The organism is Klenkia taihuensis (assembly GCF_900112525.1).
GTDB lineage: Bacteria > Actinomycetota > Actinomycetes > Mycobacteriales > Geodermatophilaceae > Klenkia > Klenkia taihuensis.
Genome location: NZ_FOMD01000001.1, coordinates 209,806 through 226,041, shown reverse-complemented (window position 1 = coordinate 226,041; position 16,236 = coordinate 209,806). Strand labels below are relative to the sequence as shown.

General features: G+C 75.8%; 13 protein-coding genes. 11 read left to right on the top strand and 2 right to left on the bottom strand.

Annotation, left to right across the window (positions count from 1 at the left end; all coding sequences use genetic code 11):
• Window positions 1–30 precede the first annotated feature (30 nt).
• The gene (locus BM158_RS01095; RefSeq protein WP_091553632.1) at window positions 31–807 is read left to right on the top strand and encodes a hypothetical protein; all 777 of its coding nucleotides are present in this window, start codon (window positions 31–33) and stop codon (window positions 805–807) included.
• A gap of 103 nt (window positions 808–910) precedes the next feature.
• Here the strand turns inward: BM158_RS01095 and BM158_RS01090 are convergent, their stop codons facing one another.
• Entirely contained in the window at window positions 911–1,564 is a 654-nt protein-coding gene (locus BM158_RS01090; RefSeq protein WP_091553630.1) for a YqgE/AlgH family protein, read from the bottom strand.
• A 75-nt stretch (window positions 1,565–1,639) separates the two neighbouring features.
• On the opposite strand from BM158_RS01090, the gene BM158_RS01085 reads away from it, so the two are divergent.
• Window positions 1,640–2,932, top strand: coding sequence for an MFS transporter (locus BM158_RS01085; protein ID WP_091553627.1), 1,293 nt, complete (start codon window positions 1,640–1,642; stop codon window positions 2,930–2,932).
• Here the strand turns inward: BM158_RS01085 and BM158_RS01080 are convergent.
• Complete coding sequence (locus BM158_RS01080) at window positions 2,910–4,385, bottom strand: CCA tRNA nucleotidyltransferase (RefSeq protein WP_191328584.1); 1,476 nt, start codon at window positions 4,383–4,385, stop codon at window positions 2,910–2,912. The two genes, BM158_RS01085 and BM158_RS01080, sit on opposite strands and share 23 nt — an antisense overlap.
• A gap of 42 nt (window positions 4,386–4,427) precedes the next feature.
• Here BM158_RS01080 and BM158_RS01075 point away from each other — a divergent pair, with 42 nt between their 5' ends.
• The 9 genes from BM158_RS01075 (at window position 4,428) to BM158_RS01035 (ending at window position 16,214) form a co-directional block, all read left to right on the top strand.
• Window positions 4,428–4,904, top strand: a complete 477-nt coding sequence (locus BM158_RS01075; RefSeq protein ID WP_091553624.1) for an NUDIX hydrolase — start codon at window positions 4,428–4,430, stop codon at window positions 4,902–4,904.
• The gene (locus BM158_RS01070; protein ID WP_091553621.1) at window positions 4,901–7,210 is read left to right on the top strand and encodes a DUF6049 family protein; all 2,310 of its coding nucleotides are present in this window, start codon (window positions 4,901–4,903) and stop codon (window positions 7,208–7,210) included. Before BM158_RS01075 ends, BM158_RS01070 begins: the two co-directional genes overlap by 4 nt.
• Window positions 7,207–9,459 (top strand): murein biosynthesis integral membrane protein MurJ, encoded by a 2,253-nt coding sequence (gene murJ / locus BM158_RS01065; protein ID WP_229827534.1) that lies wholly within the window; start codon window positions 7,207–7,209, stop codon window positions 9,457–9,459. Before BM158_RS01070 ends, murJ begins: the two co-directional genes overlap by 4 nt.
• Before the next feature lie 65 nt (window positions 9,460–9,524).
• A complete protein-coding gene (locus tag BM158_RS01060; protein WP_091553618.1) occupies window positions 9,525–11,138 on the top strand; it encodes a protein kinase family protein in 1,614 nt (537 codons plus the stop codon).
• A gap of 32 nt (window positions 11,139–11,170) precedes the next feature.
• Window positions 11,171–12,199 carry a thioredoxin-disulfide reductase gene (trxB, locus tag BM158_RS01055; RefSeq protein WP_229827535.1) on the top strand — a complete coding sequence of 343 codons (1,029 nt, stop codon included), beginning with the start codon at window positions 11,171–11,173 and terminating at the stop codon, window positions 12,197–12,199.
• Window positions 12,200–12,241: 42 nt separating this feature from the next.
• Complete coding sequence (trxA, locus tag BM158_RS01050) at window positions 12,242–12,568, top strand: thioredoxin (protein WP_091553616.1); 327 nt, start codon at window positions 12,242–12,244, stop codon at window positions 12,566–12,568.
• 140 nt (window positions 12,569–12,708) lie between these two features.
• Window positions 12,709–13,824, top strand: coding sequence for an N-acetylmuramoyl-L-alanine amidase (locus tag BM158_RS01045; protein ID WP_091553614.1), 1,116 nt, complete (start codon window positions 12,709–12,711; stop codon window positions 13,822–13,824).
• A gap of 18 nt (window positions 13,825–13,842) precedes the next feature.
• On the top strand, window positions 13,843–15,237 hold the full coding sequence (locus BM158_RS01040; RefSeq protein ID WP_207506064.1) for an aminotransferase-like domain-containing protein: 1,395 nt from the start codon (window positions 13,843–13,845) through the stop codon (window positions 15,235–15,237).
• Window positions 15,234–16,214, top strand: a complete 981-nt coding sequence (locus BM158_RS01035; RefSeq protein ID WP_091553608.1) for a D-alanine--D-alanine ligase family protein — start codon at window positions 15,234–15,236, stop codon at window positions 16,212–16,214. The genes BM158_RS01040 and BM158_RS01035 overlap by 4 nt, the downstream gene beginning before the upstream one ends.
• Window positions 16,215–16,236: the final 22 nt, after the last annotated feature.

Here is a 16,236-nt window from a genome sequence, read left to right as displayed (position 1 = left end):
CGGGCCGGCGTGCCTCCCTACCCTGGGGGCATGCCGGCCCGACCTCGTCTGCTCGCCCTGCTGCTCGCCCTCACCGTGGCCGTGCTGGCCGGGTGCAGCAGCGGCGGGTCCGCCGCCGACCGCACCCCCGGCGACCCGATCACCGAGGACGAGGCGCAGACGCTGGCCGGCCTGCTGCACCGCAACTACACCGAGGGCGGCGCGGACTTCACCATCACCGCGCCCTACGCGGAGGGCACGGTGCTGACCCTCACCGGCGAGATGGACTTCCGCCAGGGGATCGGCCGCGCGCAGGCGGTCACCACCTACGGCAACGGCCAGCCCGACGACACCCGCACGCTGTTCTTCACCACCGCCGACCTCTGGTACGGCGACGTCCCCGGGCTGACCGAGGCGATGGCCGCGGCCGGGCGGCCGGGCACCACCTACCTGGAGCGGCCGATCGCCACCACCCAGGCCAACGGGACGGCGTCGCTGGTCGACGTCCTGGTGCAGCTGCTGCCCAACCTGTCGCAGCGGGCCGACGACGACCCCCGCTCCTTCCTGGAGCGCGACTACACCTGGCAGGGCCAGCGGTCGGTCAACGGACAGCTCGCGGCGGCCTACCGGACCGGCAACGGCGCGACGATCGTCGTGTCCGCCGAGACCCGGATGCTGCTGCAGTACACGACCCGGCTGCCCGACCAGACCTTCGAGGTCACGATCACCCTCAGCGACCCGGGCCCGCGCACGATCACCGTGCCCGGCGAGGCCGAGACCGCCCTCGCGTCGGACTACCCGCAGGTCGCCTCCGAGCTGGGCTTCTGACCCCGGTCACGCAGAACGGGAGGGACGGTCTCTTCCCCAGACCGTCCCTCCCGCAGCCCCCAGTCTGCCAGACCGGGGAGCCCCCGGCGAGCCTCCTGGGGCGCTAGTTCTGCGTGGGGTCGGACGTCGCCGTGGCCAGCACCGCCCGGGCCCCGGTCTGCCGGCGGAGCACCCGGTGCCACAGCGCGGCGCCCTCCTCGGCCGACAGCACGTCCTCGGCCCGCGCGGCCACGCAGGCCCACGCACCCTCGGCCATCTCGCCGCCCAGCTGGCCCGGTGACCAGCCCGCGTAGCCCGCGAAGACCCGCAGGCCCTGCACCGCGGGGGCCAGGTCGTCGGGGTCGCCGTCCAGGTCGACCAGGTGCACGTCGGCGTCGACCGGCTGCAGGCCCGCGCCGCCGTCGGCGCACACGGCCAGCCCCAGCGCGGTCTCGCTCTCGCACGGCCCGCCGACGTGGAACACCCCGGGCGCGGTGGCCAGGTGCGCCCAGCCGGGCAGCACGTCGGAGATGCGCACCTCGCTGGGCCGGTTGAGCACCACCCCGACCGTGCCGGTGGCCGAGTGGTCGACGACGTAGACGACGGTGCCGGCGAAGTTCGGGTCGCCCAGCACCGGCATCGCCACCAGCAGGCACCCGGGCCGGACGTCGGCGATCCGCCCGAGGGTCAGCGGGGGGGCGGCCGCACCGGGCGCCCGGCCGGCCGCCGGGGCGGTCGGCCGGCGGTCCGGGTCTGGCGACGGGGGCACCGCGTTCATCGCGCCCAGTGTGCCCCAGGACGGTCGCCTCCGGGGGCGAACACCGCCCGCCGGCCGACCGTAGGGTGCGCGGGTGTGGGGGGACGGACGGCGACGGCACGCCGGTTGCTGGGGCGGCCGGACTTCCGCCGGCTGCTGCTGACCCGGCTGACCGCGCAGTTCGGTGACGGGGTCTTCCAGGCCGCGCTGGCCGGTACCGTGCTGTTCAACCCGCAGCGGGCCGCCGACCCCGTCGACGTGGCCGCCGGGTTCGCCGTGCTGCTGCTGCCCTACTCCGTGGTCGGCCCCTTCGCCGGCGTGTGGCTGGACCGCTGGAGCCGCCGGCAGGTGCTGCTGGTGGCCAACGTGCTGCGCGCCGCCCTGGTCGCCGTCGTCGCCGCGCTGACCGTCGCGGGGGTGGACGGCCCGGCCTACTACCTGGCCGGCCTGGCCGTGTTCTCGGTCAACCGGTTCGTGCTCTCGGCGCTCTCGGCGGGGCTGCCGCACACCTGCGACCGGGCCGAGCTGGTCCCGGCCAACGCGCTGAGCACCACCGCCGGGGCGGTGGCCGGGGTGCTGGGCGGCGGGGTGGCCATCGGGGTGCGCGCGCTGGTCGGCGGGGACGACGCCGGCTACGCCGCGCTGGCGCTCGCCGCCGCGCTGCCCTACCTGGTGTCGGCGACCGTCGTCGCCGGGTTCGCCCGCGCCCACCTGGGCCCCGACCACTCCTCCCGCGCCGCCACCGTCTCCGCCCGCGACGTGCTGCACGGCATGCTCGCCGGCGCCCGGCACGTGCTCGCCTCGCGGGCGGCCACCTGGGTGCTGTCGGTGATGGCGGTGCAGCGGGTCTGCTTCGGCCTGCTCACCCTGCTGACGCTGCTGCTCTACCGCGGCGACCTCGAGCCGGTCGGGCCCTTCCCGGTGGGGCTGGCCGGGCTGGCGCAGGTGCTCGGCGCCGGGGCGCTGGGCACGCTGCTGGCCGCCGCGGCGACCCCGCCCGCCGTCCGCCGGTGGGGCAAGGCCCGCTGGACGACGGCGGCGCTGGTGCTCGGCGGGGTGGGCCAGCTGGCCCTGGGCCTGCCGTTCCTGGCCCCCACCGTGGTGGCCGCCGGGTTCGTGCTCGGCTTCGTCGGCCAGGCGGTGAAGATCTGCGTGGACAGCACGCTGCAGGAGGTCGTGCACGACGACTTCCGCGGCCGGGTGTTCTCCGTCTACGACACCCTGTTCAACGTCACCTTCGTGGCCGCCGTGGTGGTCGGGGCCCTCGCGCTGCCGGGCTCCGGCCGCAGCGTGCCGGCGCTGGCCGTCGTCGCCGCGCTCTACCTGGCCGCGGCGCTGGCCAACGGCCTGCGCGGGGCGCGGGCGGTCAGCGCGCCCGCCACCAGCTGAGCAGCTCGGCCTCGGCGACGTCGGGGTCCAGCGGGCCCCGCTCCAGGCGCAGCTCCTTGAGGAACCGCCAGGCCTCGCCCACCTCGCGGCCCGGCGGGATGCCCAGCAGCTCCATGATCCGGTTGCCGTCGAGGTCGGGCCGGACGCGGGCGAGGTCCTCGGCCGCGGACAGCTCGGCGATCCGGCGCTCGAGCGAGTCGTAGGTCGCCGACAGCTGGGCCGCCCGCCGCTTGTTGCGGGTGGTGGAGTCCGAGCGGACGAGCTTGTGCAGCCGGGCGAGCAGGTCCCCGGCGTCGGTGACGTAGCGGCGCACCGCGGAGTCGGTCCACTCGCCGGACCCGTAGCCGTGGAAGCGCAGGTGCAGGAAGGTCAGCCGGGAGACCTGCTCGACGACCTCCTTGGGGTACTTCAGCGCGGTCAGCCGCTTGCGCACCAGCTTGGCGCCGACCACCTCGTGGTGGTGGAAGGACACCCGGCCGCGCGGTTCGTGCCGGCGGGTGGCCGGCTTGCCGATGTCGTGCAGCAGGGCGGCCAGCCGCAGCACCAGGTCCGGGGACGGCGAGTCCGGGTCGGCCAGGTCCAGCGCGATGGCCTGGTCCAGCACGGTGAGCGAGTGGGCGTAGACGTCCTTGTGCTGGTGGTGCTCGTCGATCTCCATCCGCAGCGCGGAGAGCTCGGGCAGCACGACGTCGGCCAGCCCGGTGGACACCAGCAGCTCCAGCGCGGCGCGCGGGGCGTCGTTGCACAGCGTCCGGGACAGCTCCTGCTGCACCCGCTCGGCGGTGATCCGGCCCAGCTCCGGGGACAGCGCGGTCATCGCCGCGACCACCTCGGGGGCGGGGACGAGCCCGAGCTGCGCGACGAACCGCACGGCGCGCAGCATCCGCAGCGGGTCGTCGGCGAAGGAGTCCTCCGGCGTCCCGGGGGTGCGCAGCCGGCCGGCCAGCAGGTCGCCCAGCCCGCCGAAGGGGTCGGTGACCGTGCGGTCGGGGCCCAGCGAGACGGCCATCGCGTTGACCGTGAAGTCGCGGCGGGCCAGGTCGTCCAGCAGCGAGGTGCCCCAGGCCACCTCGGGGTTGCGCGACTCCCGGTCGTACCGGTCGGCGCGGAAGGTGGTGATCTCCAGCCGCTCGCCGCGCACCTCGGCGCCGACCGTGCCGAAGGCGATCCCGGTGTTCCACGTGGAACTGGCCAGGCCCTGCAGGACGGCGAGGGTCTGCTCGGGGGTGGCCGAGGTGGTCAGGTCCAGGTCGCCGATCCGGGGCTGCCCGGACCCGGCGGCGAGCAGGGCGTCGCGGACCGACCCGCCGACCAGGTGCACCTCGTGCCCGGCCGCGGTGAACCGCTCGCCGACGAGGCCCAGGACGGGGGTGAGGTCGACCAGCGAGCGGACGGTCTCCTGCACGGCCTCGGGGACCGGCTCGGGCTCGGGACGCGGGGGCTGCTCGGACACGACCAACCAGGCTACTGAGCCCGGTCGCGCTACCCTGCAGGCATGGCTCCGACGGGCGGACGACGGCGCCCGGGCCGACGTCTGCGCCGGGTCGACGAGACCTCCGCCGGCGGTCTGGTGGTCGCCGACGACGACGGCACCGGCCCCCGCGCCGCCCTCATCGGGCGCACCGACCGGCGCGGCCGGCTGCTGTGGTCGCTGCCCAAGGGCCACATCGAGGCCGGGGAGACCCCCGAGGACACCGCCGTGCGCGAGGTGGCCGAGGAGACCGGCATCCTCGGCGAGGTCGTCGCGCCGCTGGGGATCATCGACTTCTGGTTCGTCGCCGACGGCCGGCGGGTGCACAAGACGGTGCACCACTTCCTGCTCCGCGCCGTGGGCGGCGAGCTGTCCGACGAGGACGTCGAGGTCACCGAGGTGGCCTGGGTACCGCTGAGCGAGCTGTCCGGACGGCTGGCCTACGCCGACGAGCGGGCCCTGGTCGAGCGCGCCCCCGGCCTGCTGGCCGACAGCGCGTGACCCGGCGGGCTGCCGGCGGCGCCGGACGCCCCGCGACCCGGGTCCTGCTCGGGGTCACCGTGCTGACGGCGGTGCTCGGTGCCCTGCTGCTGCCCGTCCCCGCCGCGCAGGCCGCCCCGGCCACCGGCGCGACCGCGGCGGCCCCGGTGGCCATCACGATCACCACCCTGGAGCCGCGCACGGTCACCCCGGGCAGCACCGTGGTCGTCGGGATGACGCTGACCAACGACGGCGACGACACCATCACCGACCTGTCGGTGCGGCTGCAGCGCGGCGACCGGCTCACCACCCGCGACGAGCTGACCGCCGACGCCGCGCAGCCCTCGGCCGGGGACGCCGCGCAGGCCCCGTTCCAGCCCATCCCCAGCACGGTCCTCGAGCCCGGCGACGACGCGTTCTTCCAGTTCTCCACCCCCGCCGCCGACCTGGCGCTCACCGCCGACGGCGTCTACCCGGTGCTGGTCAACGTCAACGGCACCCGCGCCGGCCTGGTCGAGCGGGTGGGGGAGCTGTCCACCTACCTGACGGTCTTCGCCGGCACCACCAGCCGGACGACGGTGTCCTGGCTGTGGCCGCTCACCGACCGGCCGCACCGCGACGCCGACGGCACCTTCACCGACGACGACCTCGCCGACGAGGTGTCCGCCGACGGCCGCCTGGACCGGGCGCTGGCCGCACTCGAGGGCCTGCCCGACGGCGGCCGCACGGTGCCGGTGACCCTGGCGGTCGACCCGGCGCTGGTCGAGGAGCTCACCGCGATGTCCGGCGGCTACACCGTCGACGGCGCCCCGGGCGGGGGCGTGGCCGCGGCGGGGGAGTGGCTGTCCCGGCTGCGGTCGCTGGCCGTCGTCCACCCGGTGGTCGCGCTGCCCTACGCCGACGTCGACGCCGACGCCCTGCAGGCCGCCGGGCTGCCGGGTGCGCTGACCCGCTCCCTGCCGGGCACCGTCGAGGGCACCGCGGCCCAGCCCGCCAGGGGCAGCGCCCCCGCGACGCCGTCGGCCACGGCGACGGCGACCACCGAGCCGCCGGCCCCCACGACCAGCGCGGGCGAGCAGGTCCTGGCCGACGCGCTGGACACCACCCCCCGGACCGACCTGGCCTGGCCGGCCGGCGGCGCGGTGCGCACCGACACCCTGGCCACGCTCACCGCGGGCGGGGTCGACCAGCTGGTGCTGGGCCAGGGCGGCTACACCGACGCCGACGCGGCGGTCGGCCGCACCGGCCGGGCCGCCGCCGCCCGGGTGCCGGTCACCACCGCCGGCGGCACGCTGACCACCCTGGTGGCCGACTCCGCGCTGGCCGAGGTGGTCGCCGGCGCCGACACGGCGGTCGGCGGTCCCCGCGTGGCCGAGCAGCGCTACCTGGCCGAGCTGGGCGTGCTCACCTCGCAGCTGGCCGCCGTCGACCCCGCGGTCGCGCAGACGGTGCTGGTGGTGCCGCCGCGGGAGGTGCAGGCCGACCCGGACTGGACCACCCCGATGATGGCCGACACCGCCACCGAGCCGTGGCTGGCGGCGGCGTCCCTCGAGGACCTGGCGTCCGGGCCCGTCGCCGACGCCGGTGACCTGGTGGCACCGGCGGACGACGCCCGCCTGGCCGGGCCGGGCATGGCCTCGGTGGCCGCGGCGGTGGCGGTCCGCGACGACGTCGCCGGCGCGGTGGTGGGCGACCCGGGCACCGTGCTCGCCGGCTACGACGCGGCCGTCTCCCGCGCGGTGTCGGTGTCCTGGCGGGACGACCCGGACGGCTTCACGGCCTCGGCCACGGACCTGCAGCAGACCCTCGCGGCGCTGCGCGGCGAGGTGGGCCTGGTGGCCCCGGCCGACGGCGCCTACAGCCTCGCCTCCAGCGACGCGCCCCTGGTGCTCACCGTCCGCAACGACCTGCCCTTCGCCGTCGACGTGACCCTGGACCTGCAGACCCGCAGCGGCGTGGGCTTCGAGGCGGAGACCGTGCCGGCGCAGCGGCTGGACCCGCTGACCCGCACGGTCATCACGGTGCCCACCTCGGTGCGGCAGTCGGGCAGCTTCACCGTGGTGGCCCAGCTCGCCACCCCGGCCGGCGGGCCGCTGGGCACCGAGGTGCAGCTGCGGGTGAGCAGCACCGCCTACGGCCCGATCACGCTGGCCATCACCATCGGGGCGACCGCGCTGTTGGGGCTGCTGTTCCTGCGCCGGCTGGTCCTCTTCGTGCTGCGCCGCCGGCGCGGTGGGCCCGCCCCGGTCGACGACGACGTGCTGGTGCCCGTGGACGGCGACGCCGCCGGCCCGCAGTCCACCCCGCCCACCCGGAGCCCGGTGTGAGCGGCGGCGGCCACCGCCCCGACGGCGGCCCGGCCTCGGGCGAGGGCCCCACCGTGGCCGAGATCGTGGAGCGCGCCGCCGAGGAGCGGCGCAGCGGGGAGCAGCCGGCCGCGCGGCCCGCGAAGCCCGCCCGCCCGCTGCCGCCCGCGCCCTACGGCGCCGTCCCGCCGCCGCTGGCCGCCCCCTCGGCCAGTGCGCTGGCCGGTCACCCGACGACCGACGACCCCGCCGTCCCGCAGCAGCGCCCCCCGCGCCGTCCCGGGCCCGGCCCGGACCCCCGTCCCGCCGAGCGGCCCGAGCGGCCCGAGCGGCGGCCGGAGGGTGCCAGCGGGCCGGGGACCCGGTTCAGCCCGCTCGGCGCGGCGCTGGCCCCGCCGACCCCGGCGCCGCGGCCGGCCGCCCCCGTGCCACCGCCCGTCGTCCCCCCGCCCGCCGTGCCCCCGCCGCCGGCTCCGGGGCCGGCCGCCCGGTCGGGGGAGCAGGTGTCCTTCCGGACCCGCTTCGTCCCCGGGCCCGACGACACCCAGATCATCCCGGTGCTGCCGCCGGTGCCCGCCCGCGTCGACGAGGACGAGGACACCGGCACCGTCGTCGCCCGCGAGGGCACCCCCGGCGGCAGCCGCGGCATCCTGCGCGCCGCCGGCACCATGGCCGTGGCCAGCCTGGTCTCCCGCATCACCGGCCTGCTGCGCACCGTCGTGATCACCGCGGCGCTGGGTGTGGCCGCGGTCAACGACGCCTACAACACGGCCAACACGCTGCCGAACATCGTGTACGAGCTGCTCCTGGGCGGGGTGCTGACCTCCGTCGTCGTCCCGCTGCTGGTGCACGCCCAGGAACGGGACCGCGACGGCGGGGTCGGCTACGCCCAGCGGCTGACCACGCTGGCGATGGCCGGGCTGGTGGTGATGACCGGTGTCGCGGTGCTGGCCGCACCGCTGCTCACCCGGGCCTACGGCATCGCCGGCGACCCCGACCAGGTCGCGCTGGCCAACTGGCTGGCCCGGCTGCTGCTCGTGGAGATCGTCTTCTACGGGCTCGGCGCCCTGGCCACCGCGATCCTCAACGCGCGCGGCGTCTTCGGCTGGCCCGCCTGGGCGCCGGTGCTCAACAACGTCGTGGTGATCGCCACCGCCGGGCTGTTCGTGGCGGCCAGCGGGCCCGGGCCGCTCACCCCCGTCTCCATCACCCCGACCCAGGTGTGGCTGCTCGGCGTGGGGACCACCCTGGGCATCGCGGTGCAGGCCCTCGTGCTGGTGCCCCAGCTGCGCAAGGTCGGGGTGCCGCTGCGTCCCCGGTGGGGCCTGCGGGGCTCGGGTCTGGGCGAGGCCGGCACGCTGGGCCTCTGGGTGGTCGGCTACGTCGCGATCAGCCAGGTCGGGGTGCTCGTCGCCACCCGGGTGGCCAACGCCGCCGGGCGCATGTCCGAGCAGGCCGGCCAGGAGGGCGGCCTGGGTTCCGCCGGCTTCGCGAACGTGAGCCTGCTGTTCCAGATGCCCTACGGGATCATCGGCGTCGCGCTGCTGACCGCCCTTGTGCCGCGGATGAGCCGGGCGGCCAGCCGGCACGACGTGCCCGGCGTGGCGGCCGACCTGTCCCTCGGCATGCGGCTGTCCGCGGTCGGCCTGCTGCCGGTCACCGCACTGCTCGTCGTGCTCGGGCCCGCGCTGACCACCGTGGCCTTCGGGCACGGGGAGACCTCGCTGGAGCAGGCCCGGGCGATGGGCACCGCCCTGGCCCTGGGCGCCTTCGGCCTGCTGCCGATGGCGGTCACGCTGCTGCAGCTGCGGGTCTTCTACGCGATGAAGGACGCCCGCACGCCCACCCTCATCCAGGTGGCGATGGTGCTGGTCCGGGTGCCGCTGCTGCTGCTGGTCCCCGTCCTGGTCGAGCCGCAGCACGTGGTGGCCGGCCTGGTGGTCGCCACCTCGCTGACCTACGTCGCCGGCTGGGTGGCCGGGGACGTCGCGCTGCGCCGCCGGCTGGGCGCCGTGCGCACCGGCGACACCGCCGGCCCGGTGCTCAAGCTGCTGGCCGTCTCGGTCGTCGCCGGCGGCGTCGGCTGGGGTGCGGTGCACCTCACCAGCGGAGTCGTCGGGACCTCGGTCACCGGGTCGCTCGTGACCCTCCTCGTCGGTAGCCTGGTCATCGGCGTCGTGGTCGTCATCGGCGTCGTGCTGGCGAAGGTCCCGGAGGTCTCGGGGCCGGTCGCGGCCGTCCGGGCACGTCTGGGCGGGGCACGGCGGTGAGCGACCCGGCTCCGCGACCGGCGCGCGACGGTGCCGGCAGGGGACCAGGGAGGTCGGCAGCGTCCGTGACGTCGACGACCACCGGCCTGCCCGACCGCTACCGCCCGATCGACCAGCTCGCCCCCGACGAGCCGACCGCCACCGGCGTCATCCGGTCCTGGCGGGCCCGCGACCGCGTGCTCAACCGCGACGTCGCGCTGCGCGTCCACACCCCCGGTGGCCCGGCCGCCCGCGAGTGGATCGCCCGCGCGCTGACCGCCGGCGGGCTGGCCACCCCCGCCCTGTCGATGGTCTACGACGCCGCCGAGGGCACCCCCGACGACAGCCCCGCCGCCTACGTCGTCAACGAGTGGATCGAGGGCCAGTCCCTCGCCGACCGGCTGGCGTCGGGCCCGCTGCCCGAGCGCGAGGCCCGCACCGTCGTCCGCCGGCTGGCCGAGGGCGTCGCCGAGGCGCACCGGGTGGGCCTGGCCGTCGGCGGGCTCACCCCCGAGCACGTCGTGCTGCGGCCCGGTGGCCTGGTCGGCCTGCTCGCCGTCCCCGCCGCCGAGGGCACCGTCCCCGGCGACATCGCCGCGCTGGGCGCCCTGCTCGAGCTCTGCCTGACCGGCCGCCGCGGCGACGAGCCCGGCAGCGAGCCGCCGCACATCGTGCAGCCCGACCTGGCCGCGCTGGTCCGCCGCGCCCGCTCCACCGAGCCGGGCACGGCGCTGTCCAGCGTCGCGGCGATGGCCGCGCTGCTGGGCGACCGGCCGCGCACCGGCCACACCGCCCCCCAGCTGGCCGTCCGCGGCGACGAGTCCGAGAGCGGCTGGCTGCGCAAGCTGCGCGACCGCCGGGACGCCGAGGACGCCGCCGCGGCCGCCGCCGGCCGCCCGCTGCGCCGCGACGACGACGCCGTGCCCCTCTCCCGCGACAGCTACCCGCCGGTGCCGCGGGTCACCGCCGAACGCGACGAGGAGGACGACCTCGACTGGGGCTCGGCCTTCGCCGGCGAGGACGACGACGAGGTGGTCGAGGACGACACCCGGGCCGCCAGCTGGCGCCGCAGGCTCGTCGTGGTCGGCCTGCCGCTGCTCGCGCTGGTGATGGTCGTGGCCGCCGGCTGGTGGCTGGGCACCAACGTCATCTCCGCGGCCAGCAGCGTCGACGACGTGCAGGGCTCCACCCCCAGCGCGTCGGCCGGCGCCGGCGGCGAGGACGAGGGCGGCGACGAGGGCACCGCGGCCGGCACCCCGCTGCAGATCAGCACCGCCGAGGTGTTCGACCCCTTCGGCGACGGCGAGCCCGAGAACGACCAGGACGTCCCGCAGTCCTACGACGGCGACCCGGCCACGTCCTGGCCGACGCTGACCTACCGGGGCTCGGCCGAGTTCGGCAACCTCAAGCCCGGCGTGGGCGTGGTCTACGACCTGGGGTCGGAGCAGTCGCTGTCCGGGGTCACCGTGACCGGGTCCGAGGGCGCGACCGTCGAGGTCCGCACCGGCGACTCCGCCGACGGCGACCTGGACTCCTACGCGGTGGGCGCGCAGGGCGACCTGACCGGTGGCGCCGACGAGCTGTCCTTCGAGTCGCCGGTCACGACCCGCTACGTGCTGGTCTGGGTCACCGGTCTGGTGCCCACCGACGGCGGCTTCCAGGCCGACCTCGCCGAGGTGTCCCCGCTCGCAGCGGGCTGAGCCCCGGGAATGCTCGCCCTAGGCTGTCCGTTGTGCCGCCCGTGACGAACGACCAGCCCACCCCCGGCCCCGCTGTCTCGGCCCCCGGCGACCCCGGGCAGTCCCCGGCGATCCCGCCCGCCGAGCACGACGGCGTGCGCGACCTGATCATCATCGGGTCCGGTCCGGCCGGGTACACCGCCGCCACCTACGCCGCCCGCGCGAACCTGCACCCGCTGGTGTTCGAGGGCTCGCAGTTCGGCGGTGCCCTGATGACCACCACCGAGGTGGAGAACTTCCCGGGCTTCCCCGAGGGCATCCAGGGCCCGCAGCTGATGGACGACATGCGCACCCAGGCCGAGCGCTTCGGCGCCGAGCTGGTGCCCAGCGACGTCACCGAGGTCGACCTCACCGCCACCCCCAAGGTGGTCAAGGTCGGCGACGAGGTGCACCGCGCGCACGCCGTCATCGTGGCCACCGGGTCCAAGTACCGGTACCTGGGCCTGGAGAACGAGGCCCGCCTGCTCGGCCACGGCGTCTCGGCCTGCGCCACCTGCGACGGCTTCTTCTTCCGCGACCAGGACATCGCCGTCGTCGGCGGTGGCGACTCCGCGATGGAGGAGGCCACCTTCCTCACCCGGTTCGCCAAGTCGGTCACCGTGGTGCACCGCCGTCCCGAGCTGCGCGCGTCCAAGATCATGCAGAAGCGCGCCCAGGAGAACGAGAAGATCCGCTGGGCACTGGGCAAGCAGGTCACCGACGTGCACGGGGAGAACCAGGTGCAGTCGGTGACGCTGACCGACACCGAGACCGGCGACACCGAGACCATGGACGTCAGCGGCCTGTTCGTGGCCATCGGCCACGACCCGCGCAGCGAGATCTTCGCCGGCCAGCTCAAGCTGGACGACGAGGGCTACATCCAGGTCGAGCACCCGACCACCCGCACCAACGTCGACGGCGTCTTCGCCTGCGGCGACGTCGTCGACCACATCTACCGACAGGCCATCACCTCCGCCGGCACCGGTGCCGCGGCCGCGATCGACGCCGAGCGCTGGCTCGCCGACACCTTCGACGAGCGCTGACCCCCCACCCCCCGCGCACGACCCGAGAACAAGGAGCACCCCATGGCAGGCAACACCGTGAAGGTCACCGACGACAGCTTCGCCACCGACGTGCTCGGCAGCGACAAGCCGGTGCTCGTGGACTTCTGGGCCGAGTGGTGCGGCCCGTGCAAGATGGTCGCCCCGGTCCTCGAGGAGATCGCCTCCGAGCACGGCGACAAGCTCACCATCGCCAAGCTGAACATCGACGAGAACCCGCAGATCGCCCGCGACTACCAGGTCATGTCGATCCCGACCATGACGGTGTTCCAGGGCGGCAAGCCGGTCAAGAGCATCATCGGCGCCAAGCCCAAGGGCGCGATCCTCTCCGACCTCGCCGACTTCATCTGACGCACCCGGACGGGGGGTGCGGGCCGAGCGGCCCGTACCCCCCGTTCGTGCGTTCCGGGGGCCCCCGCCCTCGCCGCGACCGCCCGGCAGGACGACAATCGGTGCTGACCCGGACACACCCAGACTGGAGCGACCCCCGCGTGCAGATCCTGCTCCCCGGCAGCGCCGGCCCCGCCGTCGCGGAGGTCCAGGCGGCCCTGCGCGGTCTCGGCCTGCTGACCACGCCGCCCGGTGGTCCGGACGTCTACGACGAGGCCACCGCGCTCGCCGTCCGGCACTTCCAGCAGGTGCGCGGGCTGTCGGTCGACGGCAGGGTGGGCGAGGAGACCTACCGCGCGCTCACCGAGGCCCGCTGGTCGCTCGGCGACCGGCTGCTGCGCTACGACCCCGAGCGCCCGATGCGCGGGGACGACGTGCACAGCCTGCAGGAGCGGCTGCTCGAGCTCGGCTACGACGCCGGCCGCGCCGACGGCATCCTGGGTGCCGAGACCGAGGCCGGGCTGCGCGGGTTCCAGCGCGACTACGGGCTCACCGTCGACGGCACCTGCGGCCCGGGCACCCTGCGCGCGCTGCGCCAGCTGGGCCGCCGGGTCACCGGCGGGCGCCCGCAGCTGCTGCGGCAGAGCGCCGGCATGGTCGAGTCCGGCCCGCACCTGATCGGCCGGATCATCGTCATCGACCCCGGCCACGGCGGCGAGGACACCGGCTTCACCGTCGGCGAGACCACCGAGGCCGACCTGGTCTTCGACCTCGCGTCCCGGATCGAGGGCCGGCTGGCCGCCGCCGGCGCCACCGTCTACCTCACCCGCGGCCGCCGCGGCGGGCCCTCGCCGGAGGAGCGCACCGGCTTCGCCAACTCCGCCCGCGCCGACCTGTTCGTCTCCCTGCACATGGAGGCGCACGGCTCCCGGCACGCCCGCGGGGTGGCCAGCTACTACTACGGCACCGGGTCCGGGGCGTCGTCCACGGTCGGCGAGGAGTTCGCCAACCTGCTGCGCCGCGAGGTCATCGCCCGCACCGGGATGCTCGACTGCGGCTCGCACGCCAAGACCTGGGACCTGCTCCGGCTGACCCGCATGCCGGCGATCCGGCTGGACTGCGGGTACCTGTCCCACCCGGTCGACCGCCAGCTCCTGCTGGACGCGCGGCTGCGCTCGACCATCGCCTCCAGCGTGCTGGCCGCCGTCCAGCGGCTGTTCCTGCCCGCCGAGGCCGACCCGCCGACCGGCACCTACCAGCTCTCCACCCCGGCCTAGCGGCCTACACTTCCCCGGGTGACCTCGACGCCTGACCGCCCGGTCAGCGCGTCGGCCCCCGTGCCGGCGCGTCACCCGCGGCTGGACCCGCTGGCCGACCGCTACGCCGCCCGCACCCACGGCATGAAGAGCTCGGAGATCCGGGCCCTGTTCTCCGTGGTCAGTCGGCCCGAGGTGGTCTCGCTGGCCGGCGGCATGCCCGCCGTCACGGCCCTGCCCCTGGACGCCGTGGGATCCATGATCGGCGAGCTGGTCTCGGGCATGGGCGCGCAGACCCTGCAGTACGGCTCCGGCCAGGGCGACCCCCGGCTGCGCGAGCGGATCTGCGACGTCATGGCGCTGGAGGGGATCACCGACGCCTCGCCGTCCGAGGTCGTCGTCACCGTCGGCTCCCAGCAGGCCCTCGACCTGGTCACCCGCGTCTTCTGCGACCCCGGCGACGTCATCCTGGCCGAGGCGCCGTCCTACGTCGGCGCGCTCGGGGTCTTCCAGGCCGCGCAGGCCCGGGTCCAGCACGTCGCGATGGACGACGACGGCCTGGTGCCCGAGGCCCTCGAGGACGCCCTCGTCGAGTGCCGCGCCCGCGGCGACAAGGTCAAGTTCCTCTACACGATCCCGAACTTCCACAACCCGGCCGGCATCACGCTCACCGAGGAGCGCCGGGCGAAGGTCATGGAGATCGCCGACCGCTACGACCTGCTGGTCGTGGAGGACAACCCCTACGGCCTGCTGGGCTTCGACCGCGAGCCGATGCGCGCGCTGAGGGCCCGCGACGCCGAGCGGGTCATCTACCTCGGCTCGTTCTCCAAGACCTTCTCCCCGGGCCTGCGCGTGGGCTGGGTGCTCGCGCCCCTCGCCGTCCGGGAGAAGCTGGTGCTGGCCACCGAGGCGCAGGTGCTCTGCCCGCCCTCGCTCACCCAGTACGCCGTCGCCCGGTACCTGGACACCCAGCCCTGGCAGCAGCAGATCAAGACCTTCATCGAGCTCTACCGCGAGCGCCGCGACGCCACCCTGGAGTCGCTGGCCGCGCTGATGCCGCCGGGCACCACCTGGACCAGGCCCGACGGCGGGTTCTACGTCTGGCTCAAGCTGCCCGACGGCCTGGACGCCAAGCTCATGCAGCCCCGCGCGGTGAGCGCGCACGTGGCCTACGTGCCCGGCATCGGCTTCTACGCCGACGGTCAGGGCAAGGAGTACATGCGGCTGTCCTACTGCTACCCCGAGCCCGACCAGATCCGCGAGGGCGTGCGCCGGCTGGCCCGCGTCGTGGAGGCCGAGCTCGACCTGCACACCACCTTCGGCGCGGTCGACACCGGGCGCTTCCGCGCGGTCCGGCCGGCCACGCCGCAGGTGCCCGCCGTCGAGCCGATCACCGGCCCGGCGTCCTCCGACCAGGTCGGTGACCAGCCGTGACCACCCAGCCCGTCGACACCGACCCCGGCACCGACCTGCTCCGCGCCGTCGTCCTGGCCGGGGGCCTCACCTTCGAGCGCGAGGTCAGCCTGTCCTCGGGCACCCAGGTGGTCGAGGCCCTGCTCCGCGCCGGCCTGGACGCCGAGCTGCGCGACGCCGACGCCGACCTGCTGCCCGGCCTCGCCGCGGCCCCGGCCGACGCGGTCTTCATCGCCCTGCACGGCTCCACCGGTGAGGACGGCGCCGTCCGCGCGGTGCTGGACCTGGCCGGCATCCCCTACGTCGGTTCCCCCGCCGCGGCCTGCCGCCTGGCGTGGGACAAGCCGGCCGCGAAGTCCGTCGTCCGCTCCGCCGGGGTGACGACGCCGGACTGGGTGGCCCTGCCGCACTCCACCTTCCGCGAGCTCGGCGCCGGTGCCGTGCTCGACCTCATCGTGGCCCGGCTGGGTCTGCCGCTGATGGTCAAGCCCGCCTCCGGCGGCTCGGCGCTCGGCGCGCAGAAGGTCACCCGGGTCGAGGACCTGCCCGCCTCGATGGTCAGCTGCTTCGCCTACGGCGACACGGTGCTGGTCGAGCGGTTCGTCGACGGCATCGAGCTGGCCGTGTCGGTGGTCGACCTGGGGGAGGGCCCGCGGGCCCTGCCGGCCGTGGAGATCGCGCCCGAGTCCGGCGTCTTCGACTACACCTCGCGCTACACCCCCGGGCTGACGGAGTACCACACCCCGGCCCGGGTGGACGACGACGTCGCGCAGCGGGCGGCCGACGCCGCGGTCACCGTGCACCGCGCGCTCGGCCTGGCCGACCTGTCGCGCACCGACCTGATCGTCGACGCCGAGGGCGCCGTGCACTTCCTCGAGGTGAACGTCTCCCCGGGCCTGACCGAGACCTCGATGTTCCCGATGGCGGTCGAGGCGGCCGGTCACCGGCTCGGCGACGTCCTCACCCGGTTGCTGCACCAGGCCGCCGCCCGGCGCTGACCGCTGGTTCCGTCGGTGACGG

Bases quoted from the DNA above. Each gene is read 5' to 3' on its own strand.
- BM158_RS01075 (WP_091553624.1), top strand. From the start codon at position 4,428: ATGGCTCCGACGGGCGGACGACGGCGCCCGGGCCGACGTCTGCGCCGG.
- BM158_RS01095 (WP_091553632.1), top strand. From the start codon at position 31: ATGCCGGCCCGACCTCGTCTGCTCGCCCTGCTGCTCGCCCTCACCGTG.
- BM158_RS01090 (WP_091553630.1), bottom strand. From the start codon at position 1,564: ATGAACGCGGTGCCCCCGTCGCCAGACCCGGACCGCCGGCCGACCGCC.
- trxA (WP_091553616.1), top strand. From the start codon at position 12,242: ATGGCAGGCAACACCGTGAAGGTCACCGACGACAGCTTCGCCACCGAC.